At 63.4% G+C, this 20,283-nt stretch carries 25 protein-coding genes; 11 read left to right on the forward strand and 14 right to left on the reverse strand.

What is annotated here, in order from left to right:
* Positions 1-4 precede the first annotated feature (4 nt).
* On the reverse strand, positions 5-556 hold the full coding sequence (msrB, locus tag VF769_RS04980; protein ID WP_331007267.1) for a peptide-methionine (R)-S-oxide reductase MsrB: 552 nt from the start codon (positions 554-556) through the stop codon (positions 5-7).
* A gap of 95 nt (positions 557-651) precedes the next feature.
* Here msrB and msrA point away from each other — a divergent pair, with 95 nt between their 5' ends.
* Positions 652-1,254: a peptide-methionine (S)-S-oxide reductase MsrA gene (gene msrA / locus VF769_RS04985; protein WP_331007268.1), complete on the forward strand. Its 603-nt coding sequence runs from the start codon at positions 652-654 to the stop codon at positions 1,252-1,254.
* Here the strand turns inward: msrA and VF769_RS04990 are convergent.
* From VF769_RS04990 to VF769_RS05000, 3 genes are all read right to left on the reverse strand, one after another.
* A complete protein-coding gene (locus VF769_RS04990) occupies positions 1,251-3,398 on the reverse strand; it encodes a TonB-dependent receptor family protein (RefSeq protein WP_331007269.1) in 2,148 nt (715 codons plus the stop codon). The genes msrA and VF769_RS04990 overlap by 4 nt on opposite strands.
* A gap of 152 nt (positions 3,399-3,550) precedes the next feature.
* Positions 3,551-4,180: a cell cycle transcriptional regulator TrcR gene (locus tag VF769_RS04995; protein ID WP_331007270.1), complete on the reverse strand. Its 630-nt coding sequence runs from the start codon at positions 4,178-4,180 to the stop codon at positions 3,551-3,553.
* 203 nt (positions 4,181-4,383) lie between these two features.
* A complete protein-coding gene (locus VF769_RS05000; RefSeq protein WP_331007271.1) occupies positions 4,384-5,205 on the reverse strand; it encodes a hypothetical protein in 822 nt (273 codons plus the stop codon).
* Between the two features lie 131 nt (positions 5,206-5,336).
* Here VF769_RS05000 and VF769_RS05005 point away from each other — a divergent pair, with 131 nt between their 5' ends.
* Positions 5,337-5,516, forward strand: a complete 180-nt coding sequence (locus VF769_RS05005; RefSeq protein ID WP_331007272.1) for a hypothetical protein — start codon at positions 5,337-5,339, stop codon at positions 5,514-5,516.
* 29 nt (positions 5,517-5,545) lie between these two features.
* On the opposite strand, the gene VF769_RS05010 is transcribed toward VF769_RS05005, so the two are convergent.
* Complete coding sequence (locus tag VF769_RS05010; RefSeq protein WP_331007273.1) at positions 5,546-6,508, reverse strand: NAD(P)H-quinone oxidoreductase; 963 nt, start codon at positions 6,506-6,508, stop codon at positions 5,546-5,548.
* A 91-nt stretch (positions 6,509-6,599) separates the two neighbouring features.
* Between VF769_RS05010 and VF769_RS05015 the strand changes: the two genes are divergently transcribed.
* Both VF769_RS05015 and VF769_RS05020 read left to right on the forward strand, forming a co-directional pair.
* Entirely contained in the window at positions 6,600-6,800 is a 201-nt protein-coding gene (locus VF769_RS05015) for a DUF1192 domain-containing protein (protein WP_331007274.1), read from the forward strand.
* A 45-nt stretch (positions 6,801-6,845) separates the two neighbouring features.
* On the forward strand, positions 6,846-7,367 hold the full coding sequence (locus VF769_RS05020) for a DUF1465 family protein (protein ID WP_331007275.1): 522 nt from the start codon (positions 6,846-6,848) through the stop codon (positions 7,365-7,367).
* Positions 7,368-7,555: 188 nt separating this feature from the next.
* On the opposite strand, the gene rpmE is transcribed toward VF769_RS05020, so the two are convergent.
* The gene (gene rpmE, locus VF769_RS05025; RefSeq protein ID WP_331007276.1) at positions 7,556-7,783 is read right to left on the reverse strand and encodes a 50S ribosomal protein L31; all 228 of its coding nucleotides are present in this window, start codon (positions 7,781-7,783) and stop codon (positions 7,556-7,558) included.
* Positions 7,784-7,873: 90 nt separating this feature from the next.
* Between rpmE and VF769_RS05030 the strand changes: the two genes are divergently transcribed.
* A complete protein-coding gene (locus tag VF769_RS05030; RefSeq protein ID WP_331007277.1) occupies positions 7,874-8,278 on the forward strand; it encodes a hypothetical protein in 405 nt (134 codons plus the stop codon).
* On the opposite strand, the gene VF769_RS05035 is transcribed toward VF769_RS05030, so the two are convergent.
* Positions 8,275-9,501 carry a cation:proton antiporter gene (locus VF769_RS05035; protein WP_331007278.1) on the reverse strand — a complete coding sequence of 409 codons (1,227 nt, stop codon included), beginning with the start codon at positions 9,499-9,501 and terminating at the stop codon, positions 8,275-8,277. The two genes, VF769_RS05030 and VF769_RS05035, sit on opposite strands and share 4 nt — an antisense overlap.
* A gap of 156 nt (positions 9,502-9,657) precedes the next feature.
* On the opposite strand from VF769_RS05035, the gene VF769_RS05040 reads away from it, so the two are divergent.
* Positions 9,658-10,158, forward strand: a complete 501-nt coding sequence (locus VF769_RS05040; protein WP_331007279.1) for a hypothetical protein — start codon at positions 9,658-9,660, stop codon at positions 10,156-10,158.
* On the opposite strand, the gene VF769_RS05045 is transcribed toward VF769_RS05040, so the two are convergent.
* On the reverse strand, positions 10,145-11,497 hold the full coding sequence (locus VF769_RS05045) for an AarF/ABC1/UbiB kinase family protein (RefSeq protein ID WP_331007280.1): 1,353 nt from the start codon (positions 11,495-11,497) through the stop codon (positions 10,145-10,147). The genes VF769_RS05040 and VF769_RS05045 overlap by 14 nt on opposite strands.
* Before the next feature lie 166 nt (positions 11,498-11,663).
* Between VF769_RS05045 and VF769_RS05050 the strand changes: the two genes are divergently transcribed.
* A complete protein-coding gene (locus VF769_RS05050) occupies positions 11,664-13,160 on the forward strand; it encodes a sigma-54 dependent transcriptional regulator (protein ID WP_331007281.1) in 1,497 nt (498 codons plus the stop codon).
* An 11-nt stretch (positions 13,161-13,171) separates the two neighbouring features.
* The gene (locus VF769_RS05055; protein WP_331007282.1) at positions 13,172-13,456 is read left to right on the forward strand and encodes a DUF1294 domain-containing protein; all 285 of its coding nucleotides are present in this window, start codon (positions 13,172-13,174) and stop codon (positions 13,454-13,456) included.
* On the opposite strand, the gene VF769_RS05060 is transcribed toward VF769_RS05055, so the two are convergent.
* The 5 genes from VF769_RS05060 to ykgO form a co-directional block, all read right to left on the reverse strand.
* Positions 13,453-13,824: a hypothetical protein gene (locus VF769_RS05060; protein WP_331007283.1), complete on the reverse strand. Its 372-nt coding sequence runs from the start codon at positions 13,822-13,824 to the stop codon at positions 13,453-13,455. The genes VF769_RS05055 and VF769_RS05060 overlap by 4 nt on opposite strands.
* A gap of 102 nt (positions 13,825-13,926) precedes the next feature.
* Positions 13,927-14,208, reverse strand: a complete 282-nt coding sequence (locus tag VF769_RS05065) for a DUF2312 domain-containing protein (protein WP_331007284.1) — start codon at positions 14,206-14,208, stop codon at positions 13,927-13,929.
* A 43-nt stretch (positions 14,209-14,251) separates the two neighbouring features.
* A complete protein-coding gene (locus VF769_RS05070) occupies positions 14,252-15,217 on the reverse strand; it encodes an alpha/beta hydrolase (RefSeq protein WP_331007285.1) in 966 nt (321 codons plus the stop codon).
* The gene (locus VF769_RS05075; RefSeq protein WP_331007286.1) at positions 15,214-15,774 is read right to left on the reverse strand and encodes a tetratricopeptide repeat protein; all 561 of its coding nucleotides are present in this window, start codon (positions 15,772-15,774) and stop codon (positions 15,214-15,216) included. Before VF769_RS05075 ends, VF769_RS05070 begins: the two co-directional genes overlap by 4 nt.
* A gap of 84 nt (positions 15,775-15,858) precedes the next feature.
* A complete protein-coding gene (gene ykgO, locus VF769_RS05080; protein ID WP_331007287.1) occupies positions 15,859-15,984 on the reverse strand; it encodes a type B 50S ribosomal protein L36 in 126 nt (41 codons plus the stop codon).
* 129 nt (positions 15,985-16,113) lie between these two features.
* On the opposite strand from ykgO, the gene VF769_RS05085 reads away from it, so the two are divergent.
* Positions 16,114-17,583: a lytic murein transglycosylase gene (locus VF769_RS05085; protein ID WP_331007288.1), complete on the forward strand. Its 1,470-nt coding sequence runs from the start codon at positions 16,114-16,116 to the stop codon at positions 17,581-17,583.
* A 3-nt stretch (positions 17,584-17,586) separates the two neighbouring features.
* Here VF769_RS05085 and VF769_RS05090 read toward each other — a convergent pair whose 3' ends face one another.
* Positions 17,587-18,861 (reverse strand): MFS transporter, encoded by a 1,275-nt coding sequence (locus VF769_RS05090; RefSeq protein WP_331007289.1) that lies wholly within the window; start codon positions 18,859-18,861, stop codon positions 17,587-17,589.
* Positions 18,862-18,986: 125 nt separating this feature from the next.
* On the opposite strand from VF769_RS05090, the gene motA reads away from it, so the two are divergent.
* Entirely contained in the window at positions 18,987-19,853 is an 867-nt protein-coding gene (gene motA, locus VF769_RS05095; RefSeq protein WP_331007290.1) for a flagellar motor stator protein MotA, read from the forward strand.
* A gap of 135 nt (positions 19,854-19,988) precedes the next feature.
* Positions 19,989-20,219 (forward strand): hypothetical protein, encoded by a 231-nt coding sequence (locus VF769_RS05100; RefSeq protein ID WP_331007291.1) that lies wholly within the window; start codon positions 19,989-19,991, stop codon positions 20,217-20,219.
* Positions 20,220-20,283: the final 64 nt, after the last annotated feature.

Below are 20,283 nucleotides of genomic sequence, written 5' to 3' on the forward strand. Positions count from 1 at the left end.
GCATTTAGCGCGACGCGAGGCTCGGCGTTTCGCCGTCCACGATCGGGAGGTAGCGGCCGTATCCTTCTGCTTCCATGCGGTCGCGCGGAATGAAGCGGATTGCGCATGAATTGATACAGAAGCGTTGACCCCCGCTGTCGCGTGGGCCGTCGTCGAAGACGTGGCCGAGATGGTGGTTGCCTTCGCGCGAACGCACTTCGATGCGGCGCATGCCGAAAGCATTGTCTTCATGCAGCGTAATGGCGTCCGGATTGATCGGACGGGTGAAACTCGGCCACCCGGAGCCGCTGTCGAATTTGGAGGTGGAGGCGAACAGCGCCTCGCCGGTGCGGGCTTCGACATAGAGGCCGGTTTCGTGGTGGTCCCAATATTCGTTGGCGAAGGCGCGCTCGGTGCCGCCGCGTTCCATCACCCAAGCGCGGAGGCGCTCGAACGCGTTGGGGTCGCGCCGGACTTGTTGTTCGGCGGCTTCGTTGGCGCGGGTCTGGGCGTAGGCGTAGACGCCGGCGCCGCTGAGGACGAGGGCGGCGGCGGCGAAGGCGGTGATGAGCTTCATTTTGGGCTCCTGGCGAGTGTCCTGAGCTGATACGTCCCAAAACCGTACGTGGTTGCGGGTGAAACCAGCGGGCGCTGCGCCACGTAAGAGAGAGCATGATCCGCCGCTCGTTTTTCGCCAGCCTTTTGTTTCTGATCGCCTGCGCGCCGGATAGCGCGCCGGCGCAAACGCCGCCCACGCCGCCGCCCGCGGGCCTGCAGGAGGCCGTGTTCGCCGGCGGCTGCTTCTGGTGCATGGAGCACGACATGGGCGCGATCCCAGGCGTGGTCGAAGTGATGAGCGGCTACACCGGCGGGCGCAACGCGAACCCGACCTATGAGAACCATCCCGGCCATTACGAAGCCGTGCGCGTGCGGTTCGATCCGAGCGTGATCACCTACGCGCAATTGCTGGAGCGTTATTGGCCTTTGGTCGATCCGACCGATGATGGCGGGCAATTTTGCGATCGCGGCTCAAGCTATCGCACCGCGATCTTCGTGACGCCAGCGCAGCGCGCTGAAGCGGAAGCGAGCAAAGCGGCGATCATCGCCAGCGGCCGTGTGAATGGCCAAGTGGTGACGCCGATCCTCAATCTCGGCCGCTTCACCGAAGCCGAAGAATACCATCGCGACTACGCGCGGCGAAATCCGGCGCGCTACGCCATGTATCGCGCGGGATGCGGACGCGACAGGATTCTGCGTCAGGTTTGGCGGCGTTAGAAGTCGAGGCTGACGCCCGCTTGCCACAGGCGCGGCGCGCCGGGGAGGATGCCGCGCGCGCGATCGACGATATAGAGTTCGTCGGTCGCGTTCTTCACTGTGACGAAGAAGGTCGTGTCGCCGCCGCCCGGCGTGAAATTGGCGGCGAGGTTGAGGATGGTGGAATCCTCGATCAGACCGCGCTGACCGTTGGCGATGGGTGCTACGGTGTTGAGATCATCGGTGAACATCTCGCCGGTGTATTGCACCTCGGCTTGCAGGTTCAGCCATTCGCCGCGTGCATATCCTATGGCAGCGGAGGCAATCCATTCCGGCGCGTAGGGCAGGCGATTGCCGCTGACCGACACGCCGCCGAAGCCCGAAATGTTGGAGAAGCGCGTGCCGACGAATTCCGCCTCGCCCACCCAGGTGAGCGCGGTGCGGAAATAGATGTCGTCCGTCTGCATCAGGCCGGCGTCTCGCAGTGAATAGCGTACATCCGCCTCGACGCCGGAATGGCGCGTCTCGCCAGCGCTGGTGAGGGTGGCGCCCACGCCGCCGGCGACGGACGCCGGCACGATCTGGTTCTCGAAGTCCATGACGAAGGCGCCGACATCGATGTCGAGACCGGCCCTGGGCGAACCGCGCAGACCGAGCTCCCAATTGATGCTCTCTTCGGCGTCGAGATCGACCGTCCCGCCTGCATTGGTGACGATGTCTTCGATGCGCGGCGGCGAGAAGCCGCGATGCACGCCGGCATAGACAACCAAGTCGTCGTTGAGGTCGAAGGTGAGACCCAGCCCTGGAATGACTTCCGTGAGGTCGGTCGAAGCGGTGGCGGCCGTGAGGCGATTGGTGCGTTCGTATTCAATCGATTCCACACGCACGCCGGGGCTGATGCTGAAGCGGCCGAAATCGAGATCGGCGAGCACGAAGGCGGAGAGCGCATCAGCATTGCGCAGATTGTTTTCGGCGATGACGCCGGGCGTACGGCCCGTCGGCGTATCAGCGTTCACTTGCAGGCGGCTCTGGCGTTCGGTGTGCCAACGTGCGCCCGTCTCGATGCTCGCGTCAGCGCCGAGGAATTCCGTCTCCCAGCTGAGGCGGCTTTCGACGCCGTATTGATGATACTCGCGCAGCCGACCTTCCGTGCCGCACGTCGTGTCGAGATTGGCCATGCCGCCGCAGGCGGGATCGGTGGAATCGTTCGGGCGTTGGCCCGAGTTCGAGGATTGGCGCCACCAATCGCGATTGAAATAGAGCGAATAGGCGCTGGTGCGCAGCGTGAGCGACGGCGAGATCTCCCAAGCGTGCGTGATCGCGCCAGTGTAACGCTGGGTCTCGAAGCGATCGTTCTGGAAGGGATTGCCGTACGGATCCGCGTCGAACTCGGCTTGAGTGAGGCCTGAATAGGAAACCTGGCTGTTCTCGCGGTTGATGGCGACGCGGGCGATCAATTCGTGACCCGGCGCCAAGGTGCGCTCGGCGCGCAAGCTATAATCGGCGAACTCGAGCCCATGATTGTCGCGCACGCCGTCGAACACGGTCGTGCTGGCGTGGCCAAGCAAACGGAAATCGGCGATCTCGCCGCCGAGCGACGCCGCGGCTTCGCCATAGCCATGGTCGCCGCCGGCGACGAAAAGACTGCCGCCAAATTCTGTCGGTGCGTCGGGCGAGATGTAATTGACGACGCCGCCGACTGTGTGCGGACCGAAGCGCACTTGGCTCGCGCCTTTGAGGATTTCGATGCGTTCGAAACGACGGAGTGGCGGGTGCGAATAGGTGGCGTTGTCGCCGTAGGGGCCGTAGGTGAGCGGCAGCCCGTCTTCGAGCAGCAGCACTTCGCTCGAGCGCGTCGGTGACAGGCCGCGAATGCCGATATTGGGACGCAGACCCAAGCCTTCTTCGTCGCGCGGATAAACGCCTGGTGTTTGCCGCAACGCTTCGTTCACGCTGAACACGCGCGCGCGTTCCAAATCCTCGGCTTCAATGGTCGCGCCAGAGCCGGGAATGTGCAGCAGGTTGGCGCGCTCGCCGATGACGACGATATCGGCCTCCGCCATTCGAACGGTCTGGTCGCCTTCCTGGGCGGAGCCGGGGGCCGCGCTGAGCAGCGCCAAAAGAGCCGGCGCCAGGGCCCAGCACGCATTCCGATCGTTCGCCATGAAAGCACCCCCGCGGCGCGTCCGCGCGCCGCCTTTGGCTAGATGCTAATGACACTGCGATTTATTCGCAAGATCGCGAATGTCGCAGAATATGCAAACGCCCGCGCTTGCGGCGCGGGCGTCACAGATCGCGCCGAAGTGTAGCGGGCGTTCTAGTTCTCTTCGCCCTGCTCGTAGATTTCGGCAGGCACGGTCTCTTGCGCGGCCTTCAGCGTCTTGGCTTCGGCCTTCGCTGCGCGCGCGTCAGCGCGGGCCTTGGCGGCAGCGGATTCGGCGACCACGGCGTCGAGTTCAATCTGGCTACAGAGGCCGATCGTGACGGGATCGACTGGCTTGATTTGCGAGCTGTTCCAGTGCGTGCGATTGCGCACCTGTTCGATCGTCGCCTTGGTCGTGCCGATCAGCTTCACAACTTTCGCGTCCGGCACTTCCGGGTGGTTCTTGATGAACCAGGCGATGGCGTCGGGGCGATCTTGACGCCGGGCGATCGGCGTATAGCGGGCGCCGCGCTTCTTGGTTTGCGGCAGGTCGATGCGCTTTTGCTCAAGCGGCTTCAGCACGTAAGTTTCGTCGGCCTCGCCCTTGGCGATCTCTTCGCGCGACAGGAAGCCGCCGGCGATTGGGTCCACGCCGCGGATACCTTTGGCGACGTCTTCGTTGGCGATGCCTTGCACTTCAAGTGGGTGCAGGCCGCAGAAATCGGCGATCTGCTTGAAGGCGAGTGAGGTGTTTTCGATCAGCCACACGGCGGTGGCTTTCGGCATCAGGACGTTCGAGGTCATGAGCGGGGCTCCAGATATGCAAAAGCGCCCGGCGTCGTCGCCAGGCGCTAGCCATCTGGTGCAACGGGCTGACGCATCCGGGCGCGGACGAAGTCAGTTGAGGGCGATATAGCGCCCGGTTTGGAGGAAGGGAAGGCGGTACCGGGTGATGGGCTGGGGAAATCACACTTAACCAGCGCCGGGGCGGCTTTTAAGGACCATTGTTAGGATTCAACCTTGCTCGAAGTCGACTCCGGCTCTTCGGCCCCATTGAGCCCTGCCCAACGCGGCCAGAGCAGCGAAAGCACAACAAGCGCGCCAACCGGGGGCGTAAAGCTCACGACCCATGGCGAGAGAGCATCAATGTATCGCGTCAAGCCAAAGCCGAGCAGATTGATCGACGCCAGTTGCGATTGAATTTCGCCGGTAGGCCAGATCATGGAGAACTTCGCGAGGCCTACGAATGAGGCGATTGCCCAAAGCCATTTGCGTTTGAAATTTCGTGTAAATAGCACGCCCAAGAAGGCAATGAGCATCAGCACGGGCGAAGACGCAGCCATTATGAAAAATGCAATCTGCCGCGTGCTCTTCCCCTCAAGGGTGAAGATTTGCGCCGCCCTCGCCGCTTCGCTGTCGACCGGCGTTACAATGAGTCTGCTAATGAGAGGGGGCGCGCCATCAGTCGAGTGTATTTCTGTGTCGACCACGAGATAGTGGTTTGGGCAGGCATATTGGTGACGCGTTGTTACAGTGCGACTTGCGCCGCTCGTGCCTGTGATGTTCGTCGCTGAGAAATAAGTGCGTGTGCGCTCGCAAGGCGTGCCCGCATTTTGAATGATATCGCGCACCTGTAAGAGTGCTTGTGGAGTTTCCGCAGTGCGGATTTGGGGCGCCAGTTGTTCGAGTAGAGCGCCATCGCCGTGGCGCGCTTGATCGAACGCCAAACTTATTTGACGGTCTTCTGCCTCGGTGGGCCCAGTGCCGGTGCATGCGCTCAACGCAACGACCGCGAGCATGCCAAATACGGCTGTGCGCCAAATTTTCATTGCGATTCCCTGCGGCAGGCTATGACCGGCGATTAAAGGTGACAACCCGCGAGCTGGCGTTTGATCTACCGAAGTGACCGAGGTGCGGAACAGAACAGTGCGGCGGTGCATTTCTCATTCCGGAGATTTGCATGGCTACGTCAAACCAACCCCAACCCGCTAAGGGCGCAAAATCAGGCTTGAAGCCGGGCGATGGGGCGCCGCCGCCGCACAAGGGCGTCGGCCAGCGGCCTGTGGAGGAGGAAGATGTCTTCGGCGGCGCCGAGCGCACGCATAATGAAGATGTGACGTCGGAAAAGGCTAAGCCTTAAGGTTAGGGGCGCGGCGCTCACTCCATTCTTCACTCAGCCACCAAAATCACCTTCCCCGCATGCGCGCCGCTTTGCAGCCGTTCGTGGGCTTGTTCGGCTTGGTCGAGCGGGAAGGTGCTGTCGATGATCGGCTTCACTTTGCCGGCTTCGATCCAGGGCCAGACGCAATTGTGCACGTTGGCGGCGATGCGCGCTTTTTCTTCGTTGCTGCGCGAACGTAGCGTCGAGCCCGTGAGCGTGATGCGCTTCAGCATGAGCCGCATCAGATTCACCTCCGCTGTTGGCCCTTTCAGGAAGGCGATCATGATGATGCGGCCGCCATCCTTCATGATGTTGATGTTCTTTTGCACGTAGGGGCCGCCGACCATGTCGAGCACGACATCAGCGCCGCCAGCTTCGCGAACGATCTCTTCGAAATCCTCGGCGCGATAATTGATGCCTCGCTCGGCGCCGAGCTGTTCGCAGAGCGCCACCTTCTCAGCGTCGCCCGCCGTTGCGAACACGCGTGCGCCGAATGCTTTCGCCATTTGGATCGCGGTGGTGCCGATGCCGGAGGCGCCGCCATGCACGAGCAAGGTCTCGCCTGGCTTCAGCGCGCCGCTTTCAAATACATTGGCCCACACGGTGAAGACGGTCTCGGGCAGGCCCGCGGCTTCGACCAGGGAGACGCCTTTGGGCGCGGGTAGGACGGAGCCTTCGTGCGCGATGGCGAAGGTAGCGTAGCCGCCGCCGGGCAGAAGAGCCACGACATGGTCGCCCTCGCGCCAGCGGGCGACGTTCGCGCCCACGGCTTCGATCGTGCCAGAGACTTCCAGGCCGAGGGTTTCAGGCGCGCCGGGCGGCGGCGGGTAGAGGCCGGCGCGCTGGACGAGGTCCGGCCGGTTCACGCCGGCGCCCGCGACCCGGATCAGCACTTCATGCGGTCCAGGCTCGGGTCGCGCCACGACGGCAATATGAAGCGGTTGATCCGAACCGTGGACGATCTTGCGCATGGCCTCACTCCGATCCCGGGCTTTCTCCGCCTCCGGGCATGCTTAAACCTCCCAGCAATATAGGGTAAGTACGAGCCGAGGAGGTTTGGCCATGCTCGACGACGATCCCTTCGCCCCGGCGCCCAAAAAGGCGCTCTCGCTGGAAGCACAGCTTGAGACTGCCTCGATCGGGGAATTGGAGCTGCGCATCGAGAAGCTGAAACAGGAAATCGCGGCATGCGAGCAGGCGATCAAGGCAAAGCGCGCGCAGCGCGAAGCTGCGGATTCTGTGTTTGGCGGACGGCCGTCGTGATTAATGGCGCCGCCACGGCCCGCGCCTTGCGAAACCAGCAGGGCTATGACTGAAACGAACCAGCCTTCCCCATCGAAGGGACATTTCGACGCCCAACGTGTCGTCGATTTCGCCCGATCAGAACTTTTCGAGCGCACCTTCAAAGAAGGCATGGCCCTCGTTGAGGAAACCGCGGCCTATTTGGACGGCCCAGGTCGCGCCGCCTCCAAGCGTTTATCGCGTGCGGCCGCCTTGGCTTATGCCGGCGAGAGCATGCGTCTGACGACGCGTCTCATGCAGGTGGCCTCATGGCTCCTGGTGCAGCGTGCGGTGCGTGATGGTGAAATTCAGCTGGCGGAAGCCGCGAGCGAGAAATACCGCCTGATCTCACGCGATGCGCAGCCAAGCGCGCCGTTCGCGGGCAGTGATGAATTGCCGGAAGCGCTGCGTACGCTGATTGCGCGGGGCGCGGCGATCTTCGAACGCGTGCGGCGTCTCGATGAGACGATGTACGAGGGCGGAAACGCCGAGGTCGCGAACCCAGTGTCGGACCAAATGGCGAAGCTGCAACAGGCGTTCGGGCGGTAATTCATCCTCCCACGGGTGCTGAGCGCAGCGAAGCGGAGGGGGAAAGTCCGCGAACAACGAGCGCGCTTCTCGCCCCTCAGTCGCTTCGCGACACCTCCCCCGTAAACGGGGAGCAGTTGAACAGAAACACAAAGGGCGTCGGTTCTCACCGACGCCCTTAATCGTTGCAGCGTGCGTCCCCTGGGGGCTTATTTCTTCTTGATGAAGCCGCCGAACTTGTCGTTGAAGCGCGAGACGCGGCCGGCGCGGTCCAGCATGGTCTGGTTGCCGCCGGTCCAGGCCGGGTGCGATTTGGGGTCGATGTCGAGCGCCAGCGTCGCGCCCTCTTGACCGTAGGTCGAACGGGTCTTGAAGGTCGTGCCGTCCGTCATTTGGACAGTGATGAAGTGGTACTTGGGGTGACCTTCGGCTTTCATGGCCCGGATTCCTGGTTCGCGATGCGCGGAAAATTGGAAGCGGGGCTGATAGCGGAAAGCGGCCGGCGGCGCAAGCGATAGGGGGCTCATATGCCAGCGGGGTATTCAGGGACGCCCTTGGCGAAGAAACTTGGGTTTACCGAGGGCGCCCCGGTCTGGTCCAAGGGGATGCCGGAGAGCGTCCAGGCCGAGATCGAGGCCACAGCCTGCCCACGCTACCTCGCCAGGCCGGTGAAAGCGCTCCCGGCGGCGCACCTCTTTCATACGAGCGCGGCCAAGCTGACCGATGACCTGACCAAGCTCAGGCCGCTGTTGGCTTCGGATGGGATGGTTTGGGTGTCGTGGCCCAAGAAGGCGGCGAAGGTGAAGACCGACATCACCGAGGATGTGATCCGTAAGCTGGCGCTGCCGATGGGCTATGTGGACGTGAAGGTCTGCGCGGTCGATGAGGTCTGGTCGGGGCTGAAGCTGGTGATCCGGAGGACCGAGCGCTAGGCGACGCTCTCGCCTGGCGCTGGTTGCGGCGGGGCTCTCACCAAGGGCGGCTCGGGCGCGAGGCGCAGCAGGAATGGGTTGAGCGCAATCGAGATGAGCGCCGCCGCTAGGATGAGATTGTTGGTCTCCGCCGACATCACCCCGAGCTGCATGCCGAGGCCCGCCAATACGAACGAGAATTCGCCGATCTGCGCGAGGCCCAGCGCAAGGATGACGCTGGCGTGCGGCGGCTGGTTCATCGCCCGCATGAGCAGGTAGGCGAGGCCGGCTTTGCCCAAGATGACGACGGACACGATGGTCGCCACCATCAAGGGATGGCGCAGCAGCACGCCCGGGTCGAACAACATGCCCACGGCGACGAAGAAAAGCACCGCGAACGTATCGCGCAACGGCAGCGAATCCTCGGCCACCTTGTGGCTGAACTTGGAGCCGTTGAGCGCAAGCCCACCGAGAAAGGCGCCAAGCGCGAAGCTGGCGTCGAACCAATAATAGGCGGCCCAGGCGACGCCCAGCGCCAGCGCCAACGTGCCGAGCGACAAGAGCTCGCGTGATTTGGTGTGGGCAATCTGGATGATGAGCCAAGGAAAGACGCGCGCGCCGACCACCATGATGAGCGCGATGAAGCCGACGATCTTGGCCATGGTGATGCCGAGGGCGCCGGCGATGCGCCAGGGAGAGACGTTGGCGTCTTCGGCGGACAGGCTCCATACCAACGCCGGCAGCACAACGATGCTGAGCACAATTAGAAGATCTTCGATCAAGAGCCAGGAGACGCCGATGCGGCCAGCTTCGGTTTTTAGCAGCTTGCGATCTTCAAGCGCGCGCAGGAAGACAATGGTGCTGGCCACCGACACGGACGCGCCGAGAATGGCGCTTTCGAGAAATGGCAGGCCGAGCACGAGGCCGACGACGCAGCCCAGACCGGCCGACAGCAGTGTATGGAAGACCGAGCCGGGCGCCGCGACCCAGCGCACCGACCAGATGTCGTCGATCGAGATTTTGAGGCCGACGCCAAACATCAAGAGAATGACGCCGATCTCGGAGAGCTGAAGCGCGAGTTCAACGTCGGCGGTAAAACCCGGCGAGTAGGGCCCGACGGCGACGCCGGCAAGCAGATAGCCGACGATGGGCGAGAGTCGCAGGCGCTGTGCGACAAAGCCGAGCATGAAGGCGAGCACGATCGCGGCCACGAGGGTCGTAATCAGTGCGTATTTGTCTTCCATCAGATACTCCGCGCGTCGGTTCCATAACGCATACGGCGTAGGTGCTTCGCAAGTGGCGTGAGCGCTGGGGAGCCTTGCGCAAAATTCTCCGGAACAAGAGTCCGCCGCGATTGTTGATGCGCCGGGTGGATGGACTGACACGCGGGGCTAACCCTCATGGCGTACGATGCAATGCTTTCGGCCGGGCGGACAAATGTTTCGGTCCCCGGGACGCGCGATCATTTTCTCCGCTCCGAGCGGCTTGTGTTGCTGACCGGGGCAGTGGCGATCGGGGCGCTGATAGGCTTTGCCGCGGCGATCATGACGGGCCGAACCTCGGCGTGGGTGGTGATCGGGACGGCGGCTGTGGCGATCACCTTCGCGCTATATCTCACGTCGCTGACGCTGGTGGACGCGCTGCGCCGCGACGCACGGGGATGTGCGACGGCGGCGGCGCTGCATGGCGCGGCGCTGCTCTCCTGGCCGATGACCAGTCTGCTGACGCCGCTGAGCGAGGCGATCTATTGGATCGCGCCGGCGGCCGCGATTTCGAGTCTGGTTCTATTCGCCTCGTGCTGGGGCGGCTCGACGCGGGCGGTGGTTCGCACGACCGCGCAAGGCGCGCTGGTGGCGGCTTTGGCGGCGCACCAAGGTGCGCTGCTGATCATGGCTGGCTGATCGCGTCCGCGAGGCCGACGCGCTTCACAGCTTCCGCCTGGCGCTGCGCGAGCGCTTCCGTCGTAAAGCCTTCAATGCTCTCGCTAAACATTTGCGCGAAGTTCATTTCCGCGCGCAGGTGGAGAAACGCGGCGCCCAGGCCGATGGCGGCGCGGTCCATAAACACAAATTCGCGTGGGATCAGCACCGGGCCAAGCGTCTTCAGGCGCTTACGGACCTCCATGGCTTCGCGGCGGCCGTATTCGGCGGGCGGCACGTTGTCGGCGATGGTGCGGACGCGGTCGTCGAGCATCGGGCCATAGATGAAGCGCGCCCACATTGTCAGGGCTTCGATCAGTTCGGCGTTGAGGTTCTTGAAGCCCCAGACCTCGTAAGCGTGCGCGACTTGATCCATGTCGCCGGCGCGAAGCCCACGATAGAGGCCTACAACGCCGTCGAGGAAGCGTGGCGGGAAGATGCGGACACAGCCGAAATCCAGCAGATGCAGGCGCTCGGCGTTTTCGGTGAGTGCATAATTGCCGAGGTGCGGATCGCCGTGGATGACGCCATAATGCGTCATCGGCCCCCACCAGGCTTTGAAGAGGAGCTCGGCGATACGGTTGCGGGTGTCCTGCGGCGCGTCGAGCCAATGCATCAGGCCGCGGCCTTCGAGCCAGGTCATGGTGAGCAGGCGCTTGCTGGAGAGCTCTTCCAAAGGTTCGGGCGTCTTGATGCGCGGCTCGTCAGCGAAGATGTCCGCGAACAGACGCATGTGCTTTAGCTCGCGCGCATAATCGAGCTCTTCACGCAGGCGGTCGCCGACTTCGAGAATGGCCTCCGATGAATCAATTGAGCCATCCATGCTCTTGAAGAGGCCAAGCAGCGTCTTGAGTTGGCCGAGGTCGGCTTCGACGGCGCTGGCCATGTCTGGGTATTGCAGCTTGCAGGCAAGCGCGCGGCCGTCGTGGGCCGTGGCGCGGTGCACTTGGCCGAGCGAGGCGGCGGCGGCGGCTTCGCGCTCGAAGCTGGCAAACTTGCTTTCCCAATTCTCGCCAAGCTCGGCGCGCATACGACGCTGCACGAATGGCCAGCCCATCGCCGGCGCTTGCGCCTGAAGTTTGCGGAATTCTTCCGCGTAGGCTTGCGGTAATAGATCGGGGATGGTGGAAAGCAACTGCGCCACTTTCATGAGCGGGCCTTTGGAGCGACCCAAAGCTTGGCGCACCGCGCGCGCCAGCGCTTGCTGATCGGCGCCCATCATGCGCGCGCCAACGGCGCCAGAAATATTCGCGCCCACGCTCGCCACACGGCCAATGCGCGCAGTGATGCGGTTACGTTCTGGGTCTATTTTGTCGGTCATGCGCGGGCGATCATAGTAAACACGCTGTTTAGATAGTGCCTGAAAGCGCTTAGGAAAATGCATTTCAGTGTGCCATTTTAACGCGACCTGAACCTCCTTTGGTTACGGTCCCGCCAACGATCAGCGTTTCCAACAGAGAAACGCGACGTATTTGGTTGGTGGTGACATGGGCAAGACTATCCTGATCGTCGATGACGATCCGGCGCAGCGTCGTCTTTTGCAGGCGGCCGTGGAGCGCAATGGCTTTCTAACACGTGCGGCTGAGAACGGCGCCCAAGCGGTTGAAGCCGTCGAAACGCACGCGGACATCGATATCGTGCTTCTCGATCTGATCATGCCAGGCATGAGCGGGCAGGAGGCGCTGAAAGAAATTCGTCAGCGGCGCGGCGATCTGCCGTGCATCGTGCTGACCGCGTCGGGCGGCATCGATACGGTCGTGCAAGCGATGCAAGCGGGCGCTTCTGATTTCTTCGTGAAGCCGGCGTCGCCAGAACGGATCATGGTCTCGATCCGCAACGCGCTCGAAATGTCGAACTTGAAGACCGAAGTCGTGCGCTTGAAGAAGCGCGCCAATGGTCAGATGGGTTTTGACGATATGGTCGCCAACGCGCCGGTGATGGCGCCGGTGGTGCGTATGGGCAAACGCGCGGCGGCTTCGAACATTCCGGTGTTGATCACCGGCGAAAGTGGAGTCGGCAAGGAATTGCTGGCGCGTGCGATCCAGGGCGCGTCCGAGCGCGCCGGCCGTCCGTTCGTGACGGTGAATTGCGGCGCGATCCCGGAAAACCTGGTTGAGTCCATTCTGTTCGGTCACGTGAAGGGCAGCTTCACGGGCGCGACCGACAATCATGCCGGCAAGTTTGTCGAAGCGAACGGCGGCACACTGTTCTTGGACGAAGTCGGCGAATTGCCGCTCGACATGCAGGTGAAATTGCTGCGCGTGCTGCAAGAAGGCGAAGTCGATCCCGTCGGCGGCAAGCGGCCGACCAAGGTTGACGTGCGGATCATCAGCGCGACCAATAAGGATTTGGCGAAGCTCGTCGCCGACGGCGCATTTCGCGAAGACCTCTATTATCGCTTGAACGTCTTCCCCATCGAAGCGCCGCCGCTGCGTGAGCGCAAGGAAGATTTGCCGGCATTGGTGCAGCGCTTCATTGCGCGCTTCAACGCCGAAGAGGGCCGCAATGTGCGCGGCGCCTCGCCCGCGACGATGCAGATGCTGACCAATTTCGATTGGCCGGGCAACGTCCGCCAGCTCGAGAACAGCATCTTCCGCGCCGTGATCCTTTGCGAAGGCGAGTTGTTGCAGCCGGAGGATTTCCCACAAATCTCGGGCCTGAAGCCGCTCGCCGCCGCTAATGACGTGCTGCCGGCTGACGTGCCTGTGCCGGCGAACGATCATCATGTCTCGCAAGCGACGGCGACCTTCAACGCGGTCATGCAAGCGGCGTCCGATGTATCGAACAATCCAGTTACGGTGTTCGATGCCGAAGGCCATCTGCGTCAGCTCGAACAGATCGAGCGCGATTTGATCGAATTGGCGATCGATCATTATGCCGGTCATATGTCGGAGGTGGCGCGCCGCCTCGGCATCGGCCGCTCGACCTTGTACCGCAAGTTGCGCGAATACGGCCTCGAAGAGAAGGCCGCTGCTGAAGGCTAAGGGAGTGTGTGATGGCGTTGATGCTGGCGATCCTCGGCATCAACGTCGTCGCGTTCTTCGCATTTGGTTGGGATAAGCGCCGCGCCGAGCGGCGCATGCGGCGCATCCCTGAAAACACGCTTCTAGGCTTAGCGCTTTTTGGCGGAGCGGCCGGCGCGTTGCTCGGCCAGCGGCTCTTCCGCCACAAAACCCGCAAACAACCGTTCGCGGCGCTGCTCTGGTGCGCTATGGTGATTAATGTGGCGGCGTTGGTGATTTGGCTGTCGCCTGAAATGCGCGCGCAGCTCGGGTTTTAATCCTCATCGCGCTGCCTGGGCGGCGGGCGGTTTTTCCAACCCAACGGCTTCTTCGTCGTCAGGCCTTTGCGTTTCTTGCCGCGGGCCTTGGCGGCGATCTCTTTGAGCTTGACGGTTTGCAAATTGGAGAGGGCGTCGTCGCGGCGGCCCTTGCTGAGATCGTTGAAGGCGCTGCCGTATTTTTCGAGGCGCTTGTCGACGTCGGTCAGAAATTCGCTTTCCCACTCCGAATAATCAACCGCGCCTTCGCCGGGCTTCACTTCGCCAGTTTCGGGATCGATCGTCTCCGGCGCGCTGCCTTTGGCGGCGAGCTTGCGGATGATCCGCAGCGCCTTGCGCGTTTGCTTGGGATCGACGTCTCTTGGCACGGGATTGGGTGATCGGGATTGGGGATTGGGGAACGTCGCGCCTTATGATCGACGTTTCCGCCGCAATGTCATCCCCAATCCCTAATCCCCAAAACCCAATCCCTAAATCTCGCCCAGCGCGTGGAGATAGAGATCGCGGACCATCTCTTGTTCTTCGCGCTCTTGGCGGTCCTGCTTGCGGAAGCGGATCACTTGGCGAAGCACTTTGGTGTCGAAGCCGAGGGCCTTGGCTTCGGCGTAGGTCTCTTTCACGTCGTCGGCGATCGACTTCTTTTCTTCCTCAAGCTTTTCGATGCGCGCGACCAGCTGGCGCAGCTTCTCTTGCGTTGCTTGCGTCAGCGATTGCGGCGCAGCGACCGTTTCCGTTCCACCAAAATCCGGCATGTGCCCACCCATATCGTTTCGAGAATCGAATCGTTGAGAAAGGTTAGCTTTGGGGGGCGGGCGCCGCCATCTCGTTGACACGGCGAATCGCGGCGACGACTAGGTCTGTCCTCAGGCGATGCGGCATATGACCTGTGTCAGGTGCGATCACGAGTTCCGCCGCGGGGAGTTGTGATGCAAGCGCGCGGGCGTGGCGCTTGGGCGAGACGATGCGGTCTTTCTCCGCCGTGATGATGATCGCGGGTGTGAGTAAGTCACCATAGCGCGGCTGTTGCGCGGCGAATTCGCGATTGGTGGCGACGACATCAAGCGCGCTGGCGCGAAATGCGCGCGGGCGGAAGATCAGGGGCACGCCAGCTTCGTTAAGATAATTCACAGGCGTGGGCGCAGGCCAAAAATTATTGGCGACGCTCGCGGGGCTCATCGGCGGCGCCAGCCACGGGATCAGCAATCCACAGAAAATGTCGCCGAGCACGGGCGTCGCCGAAAGCCGCGCCCACCACGCATTCTTGCCAGGATACGGGCACGCGGCGGGCGCGATCAGCACGAGGCCGCTGACGAGATGCGGGTGATCGAGCGCGAGGCGTAGTGCGACCGCGGAGCCCAGCGAATGCGCCACGATCAGCGCTTTGCCTTCGCCGCTTTGCTCCAGCACACGTGCGGCGCAACGCGCCTGAACCTTCAGCGTGTGCGCGTCGCGTTTCATGCGCGTGGAATGCCCCATGCCGGGGCGATCGTAGGCGATGACGCGATGCAGCGGCGAAAACTCGTCCGCGAGCGGGCCCCAGAGCTCCAGCAGGTTCGAGCTTGCGCCGTGGATGAGCAACATGCGCGGCGATCCGGGCAAGCCGGCTTCGCGCACGTGCAGTCGCGCGCCTTCAGCGTCGACAAAGCGGCCTGTGGGTGGAAATTGCGCTTCGACCTTACGCGTGTAGGCCCGCGCATGCGCGGCCAGCGCAAACGCCGCGACCACAAGCGCGACCGCGATGGCCGCGAGCCACAAGATCATGCGTCGCGGCCGTCCACGCGCGGTTCGAGACGGCGCACGCCTTGGATCGCTGCTTCGTAATTCGGATGGATCACGAGCGCCGCGCGATAGGCTTCAAGTGCTGCGCGTTGCTGCCCGAGCTCTTCGTAGATGATGCCCAACGCCGTGAGCGCCGCGAAATGGCGCGGCTCGCGCTTCAGCGTTTCCTGAATTGCTGAGATCGCGGCGGGGTAATCCTCGGCCTGATAGGCAATGCCGGCGCGACGGTTCCAGGTTTCGGCGTAGTTGGGGGCGAGATCGCTGGCTTGGTCGAGGAAGCGGCCGGCGAGGTCAGGGTCGCCCGCGTTTTCGGCGGCGGCGGCGCGTTCGAGCAGCACATTCACCGTCGGCGAGCCTGAATCGGCCCAGCGGTTCCAGATCGCTTGCTCGATCGGCTGCGCCGCTTGAGCGTCCTCGGCGTGCTCCAATTGCGCAAAGAGCCCGTCGAGCTCGGGATCGACGCGCGGCTCAGCGCGTTCACTCACGCCGCAGGCGGCGAGCGAAACAAGCATCACAAGGGTCAGAACGAATTGGCGCATCGCGATTCAATCGCGTCAGTTTATCCGAGTTTCACCATGCCCGCGAGGGCAGGCGGCGCCTTTGCACTCAGAATCGGGCCTAATTCAGCCCTGTTTCGCCTTATAGCGCGGATCTTCTTTGTTGATCACGTAGACCCGGCCCTTGCGGCGCACGACCCGGCAGGCCCGGTGACGGGTCTTGAGAGACTTGAGCGACGACTTGACTTTCATGGCCGAGATTTCCGGGGCGAAAATGGAAGCGGGGTCAATAAGGGGCCGTTTAGGGGAAGTCAATTGGGGGCGTTGAACCGTTTACCGGCGCACCCTAGAGCCCTGCGGGGCTGGAGGAAGGGGATATTCATGGCGCGTGCTTTGATTCTGGCGGCTGCGATCGGCTTGGCGGTAGCCTGTGGGCCCGCCTCGGTGGTGGCGCAGCCCGCGCCGGAACCGCCGACGTTCGCTTCGTCAGGGAACCGGGCCTTCGACGAGTGGCGCGATGATTTTGCGCGCCGGGCCGTGCAGCGGGGCCGGGATCCCGCCGTGCTGGGCCGATTGCTGAGCGGGATTAGTCCTGACGACCGGGTGATCGAGCTGGACCAGCGCCAGCCTGAATTTGTGTCGCCGGTCTGGGATTACGTGACCAACCGCGTCACCGAGAACCGGATCGCGGGCGGTCGCGCGCTGAAGGCGGAGATTGGCGGCACATTGGAAGCCGTCGAGCAGCGCTATGGCGTGCCCAGCGGCATCATCCTCGGCATCTGGGGGCTGGAGAGCAATTACGGCGAGGCGGCGCTCAATTGGAACGCGCAAACGGCGCTGGCGACGCTCGCCTATGAAGGCCGTCGGCGACAGCAATTCGAGACATATCTGTTGGCGCTCGTTGAAATGGTCGAGCGTGGATTGGCGGATCAAGCACAGCTGCGCTCGTCCTGGGCGGGCGCGCTTGGCCAACCGCAATTCATGCCGGACGTGTATCTGACGACCGCCGTGGATTGGGACGGCGACGGCCATCGCGACATCTGGACCAATCGCGGCGACGTGGCGGCGTCGATCGCGCATTATTTGCAGGATCGCGGCTGGCGTCGCGGCGAGCCGGTGTTCGAAGAAGTGCGTTTGCCGAACGGCTTCGATTACGCACACGCAGACGGCACGCAGCGCACAATTGCCGATTGGAACGAGCGCGGCGTCCGCCCGATCGAAGGCGGCGAATGGCCGGCCGCGCATCGCGATCTCTCGGCGCAGCTCTTCTTGCCGGCGGGCGCGCAAGGGCCGGCGCTGTTGCTGCACCACAATTTCAGTGTGATCCGCCGTTACAACAATTCTGATCGCTATGCGCTTGTTGTGGCATTGCTGGCCCGCTCGTTCGATGGGCGCAGCGGCCTCGTGCAAAGCTGGCCCCGCCAAATCGGTTCGCTCAACCGCGAGCAGACGCTTGAGCTGCAGACGCTGCTGAATGCGCTCGGCTATGAAGCGGGCGCCGTCGACGGCTTGTTCGGCTCGGGCACGCGACGCGCGGTGCGGGCGTTTCAAACCGCGGAGCAATTGCCGGCCGATGGCTTCCCCACTTTGGCGTTGTTGCAGCAAGTCCGCGTCAAAGCCGGTGTTGCGGACGCTGAGCCGGCGCGCGAACCGCGCGGGCTGGATCGCGCCGGCATTCGCCAGCTGCAGCGTCTGCTCAATCGCTTGGGCTACAGCGCTGGCCGCGCAGATGGCGTGATCGGCTCGCGCACACGCGATGCGATCCGCGCGTTCGAACGCGCGCAGGGCATGGAGGTGCGCGGGCGAGCGACGGATGTTGTGCTGGAGCGGGCGCGGGACGCGGCGGGATGAACGTTACGGCGTCGTCGGTTCGCTGGGGGGCGGGTCGACGGCCATGACGTTGCGCAGGCGGCGGCTGCGGAGCGCGAAGATCAGCATGGCGACGAGCAGGATCACCGTGATGATCAGCGGTACATTCATGCCGAACGTTTCGTAGGCGACGCCGCCGACGATCGGCGAAAACACGAAGCCCGCGCCGTTGACGGCGACGACGAGGCCGGCGGCGGAGCCTTGTTCATCGGGACGCACCGCGACCGATGCGCCGCCGCTGAAGCCGGGCCGGCACAGGCCTGCGCCGAGACCTTGGATGGCTTGCGAGACGAGCAATGCGCCGAGGCTTGGCGCGACAATCTGGAAGGCGACGCCGGACGCGTAGAGCCCGGCGCCCCATATCATCAGGCCGCGCGGCGTGAGTTTGATGCGCGGCAGGATCGCCATTTGCGTGGCGAGCAGCGCAAGTGCGTTGACCATGAAGCCGGCAGCGGTGAGTTCGGCGCCGCTTTCGCCCGAGACGCCGAGGCGGTCCATGGTGAAGAGTCCGAACACTTGCACCGTGACGCCAGAAACGACCGAGAGGGCGAAGCCGTAGATCAAATAGGCAGAGAGGCGCGGGTCGCGCGCGAGCGCGAGCTGCTCGCGGAAGTCGCCGCCGCGGGGCCGCTCGGACTTTGGCGGGGTGTTCTCCGGCAGGAAGCGCCAGATCGCGAACGCGGCGCAGGCGGCGAGGGCGGCGACCAGCCAGATCGGAAACACAAGGCCAACCCAGGCGGCAAGCGCCGCGCAGATGGCGGGGCCAAAGGCTTGGCCCATGGCGAATGCCGCAGTGAGGCCGGCGAGTTGTTCAGTCCGTTCCAGGCGGGAGGTGCGGTCGGCGATGTAGGCCTGCGCGGCCGGGGATGAGGCGGAGCCGAACGAGCCGAAGATGGCGCGTGCGAACATGAGCGCGAAGAACAGCACCATGCCGCTCAGCACGCCGCTTAGCCCCAGCATCACGACGACGCCGAACAACCCCATAGACACGGCATAGGCAGCCAGACCGAGGGCGGCGATCGGCTTGCGGCCGGTGCGGTCGGAGAGGCGGCCCCAATAAGGACTGGTAAACACCCAGAGCAGCGCTGAGAGCGAGAAAATCCAGCCCACGCTTGAATCGGAGAGGCCCAATTGGCGCACCAGCGGTGGCGCAACCGCCAACAGCATGGAATTGCCGGCGCCGATGACGAGCAAGCAGGCGAAGAGCAGAAAGAATTGGCGGCGGCGCGGCGGGGGCGACGCTAGGGAAGCTTCGGTCATAGGCTGCAGGAGCAGCGATAGACCTGCTCGATTTGGCTTTCAATCCATCAACCGAAACGGCGCGTTAAGCGCGGTCGGGCATAAGGCGGTGTTGGCAGAACGCCATCGGTAAAGACGCGTTAGCTATGTTTCCCATTATCGGCCTCGTTGTTGTGTTCGGCATGGTGTTCGGCGGCTTCATGCTCGCCGGCGGCCATTTCGAAGTCATCATCGAAGCCGCGCCGATGGAATTCATGATGATCTTTGGCGCAGCCGTAGGCGCGACGATCATCTCCAACGACATGCACGGCCTGAAGGGCGTGGTCGGTGGTTTCGCCAAAGTCATGTCCGGCCCCAAATGGGGCAAGAAGGATTACCAGGACCTGCTGGCGCTGCTGTTCCAGCTAACCAAGCTGATGAAGACGAAGGGCGTCGTGGCGCTGGAAGCGCACATCGAGAAGCCCGACGAAAGCCCGATCTTCCAGAAATATCCGAAGCTGTTGAAGGACCACTTTGTGGTCGATTTCATCTGCGACACCCTGCGGATGATGACCATGAACCTCGACGACCCGCACCAGGTCGAGGACGCGATGGAAAAGCAGCTCGAAAAGCATCACCACGAAGCGCTGCATCCCGCGCACGCGCTGCAGACGATGGCGGACGGCTTGCCGGCGCTGGGCATTGTCGCGGCCGTGCTGGGCATCGTGAAGACGATGGGCGCGATCAATGAGCCGCCTGAAGTGCTGGGCCTGATGATCGGTAAGGCGCTCGTCGGAACATTCTTGGGCGTGTTCCTCGCGTACGGCATCGTCGGCCCGATGGCGTCGCGCCTGAACGCGGTGACGGAACAAGACGGTCAATTCTACAAAATCATTCGCGACGTGCTGGTGGCGCACCTGCACGGCAACGCGGCGCAGGTTTCGGTCGAGATCGGCCGCGGCTCGGTGCCGACGGTGATGCAGCCGTCCTTCGCCCAGCTCGAAGAAGCGCTGACCGCCGCCACCGAGGCATGATCTCGACTGTCGGCGCTATGCAGATACGCATACCCCTGTCTGGGCCGGCTGCTTGCCAATTGGGTTAATCCAAGGCACAGAGTCAGCTCCTGCGTCGGGGGTTCAACCCCGGTGCTGAGACGAGGGGTAGAACCTATGACGAAGTTCAAGTTGGGCATGGCGGCTGCCGCCGCTGCCGTTCTCGCCTTCGGCGTCGCGGCCTGCGGCCAAACGTCGACGACGACGGAAGAGGCGCCGGCTGTCGAAGAAGCGGCTCCGGCTGCTGTCGAAGCTCCGGCTGAAGCTCCGGCCGACCCGGCCGCCGCTCCGGCTGACCCGGCTGCCGCTCCGGCCGATCCGGCCGCCGCTCCGGCGACCACGCCATAATTTAACGACGCAGGTCGTTTTATTCGCGACGAGCCGCCCGCAAGGGCGGCTCGTTTGCTATTGG

It is taken from the genome of Vitreimonas sp. (assembly GCF_036392335.1).
Lineage (GTDB): Bacteria > Pseudomonadota > Alphaproteobacteria > Caulobacterales > Aquidulcibacteraceae > Vitreimonas.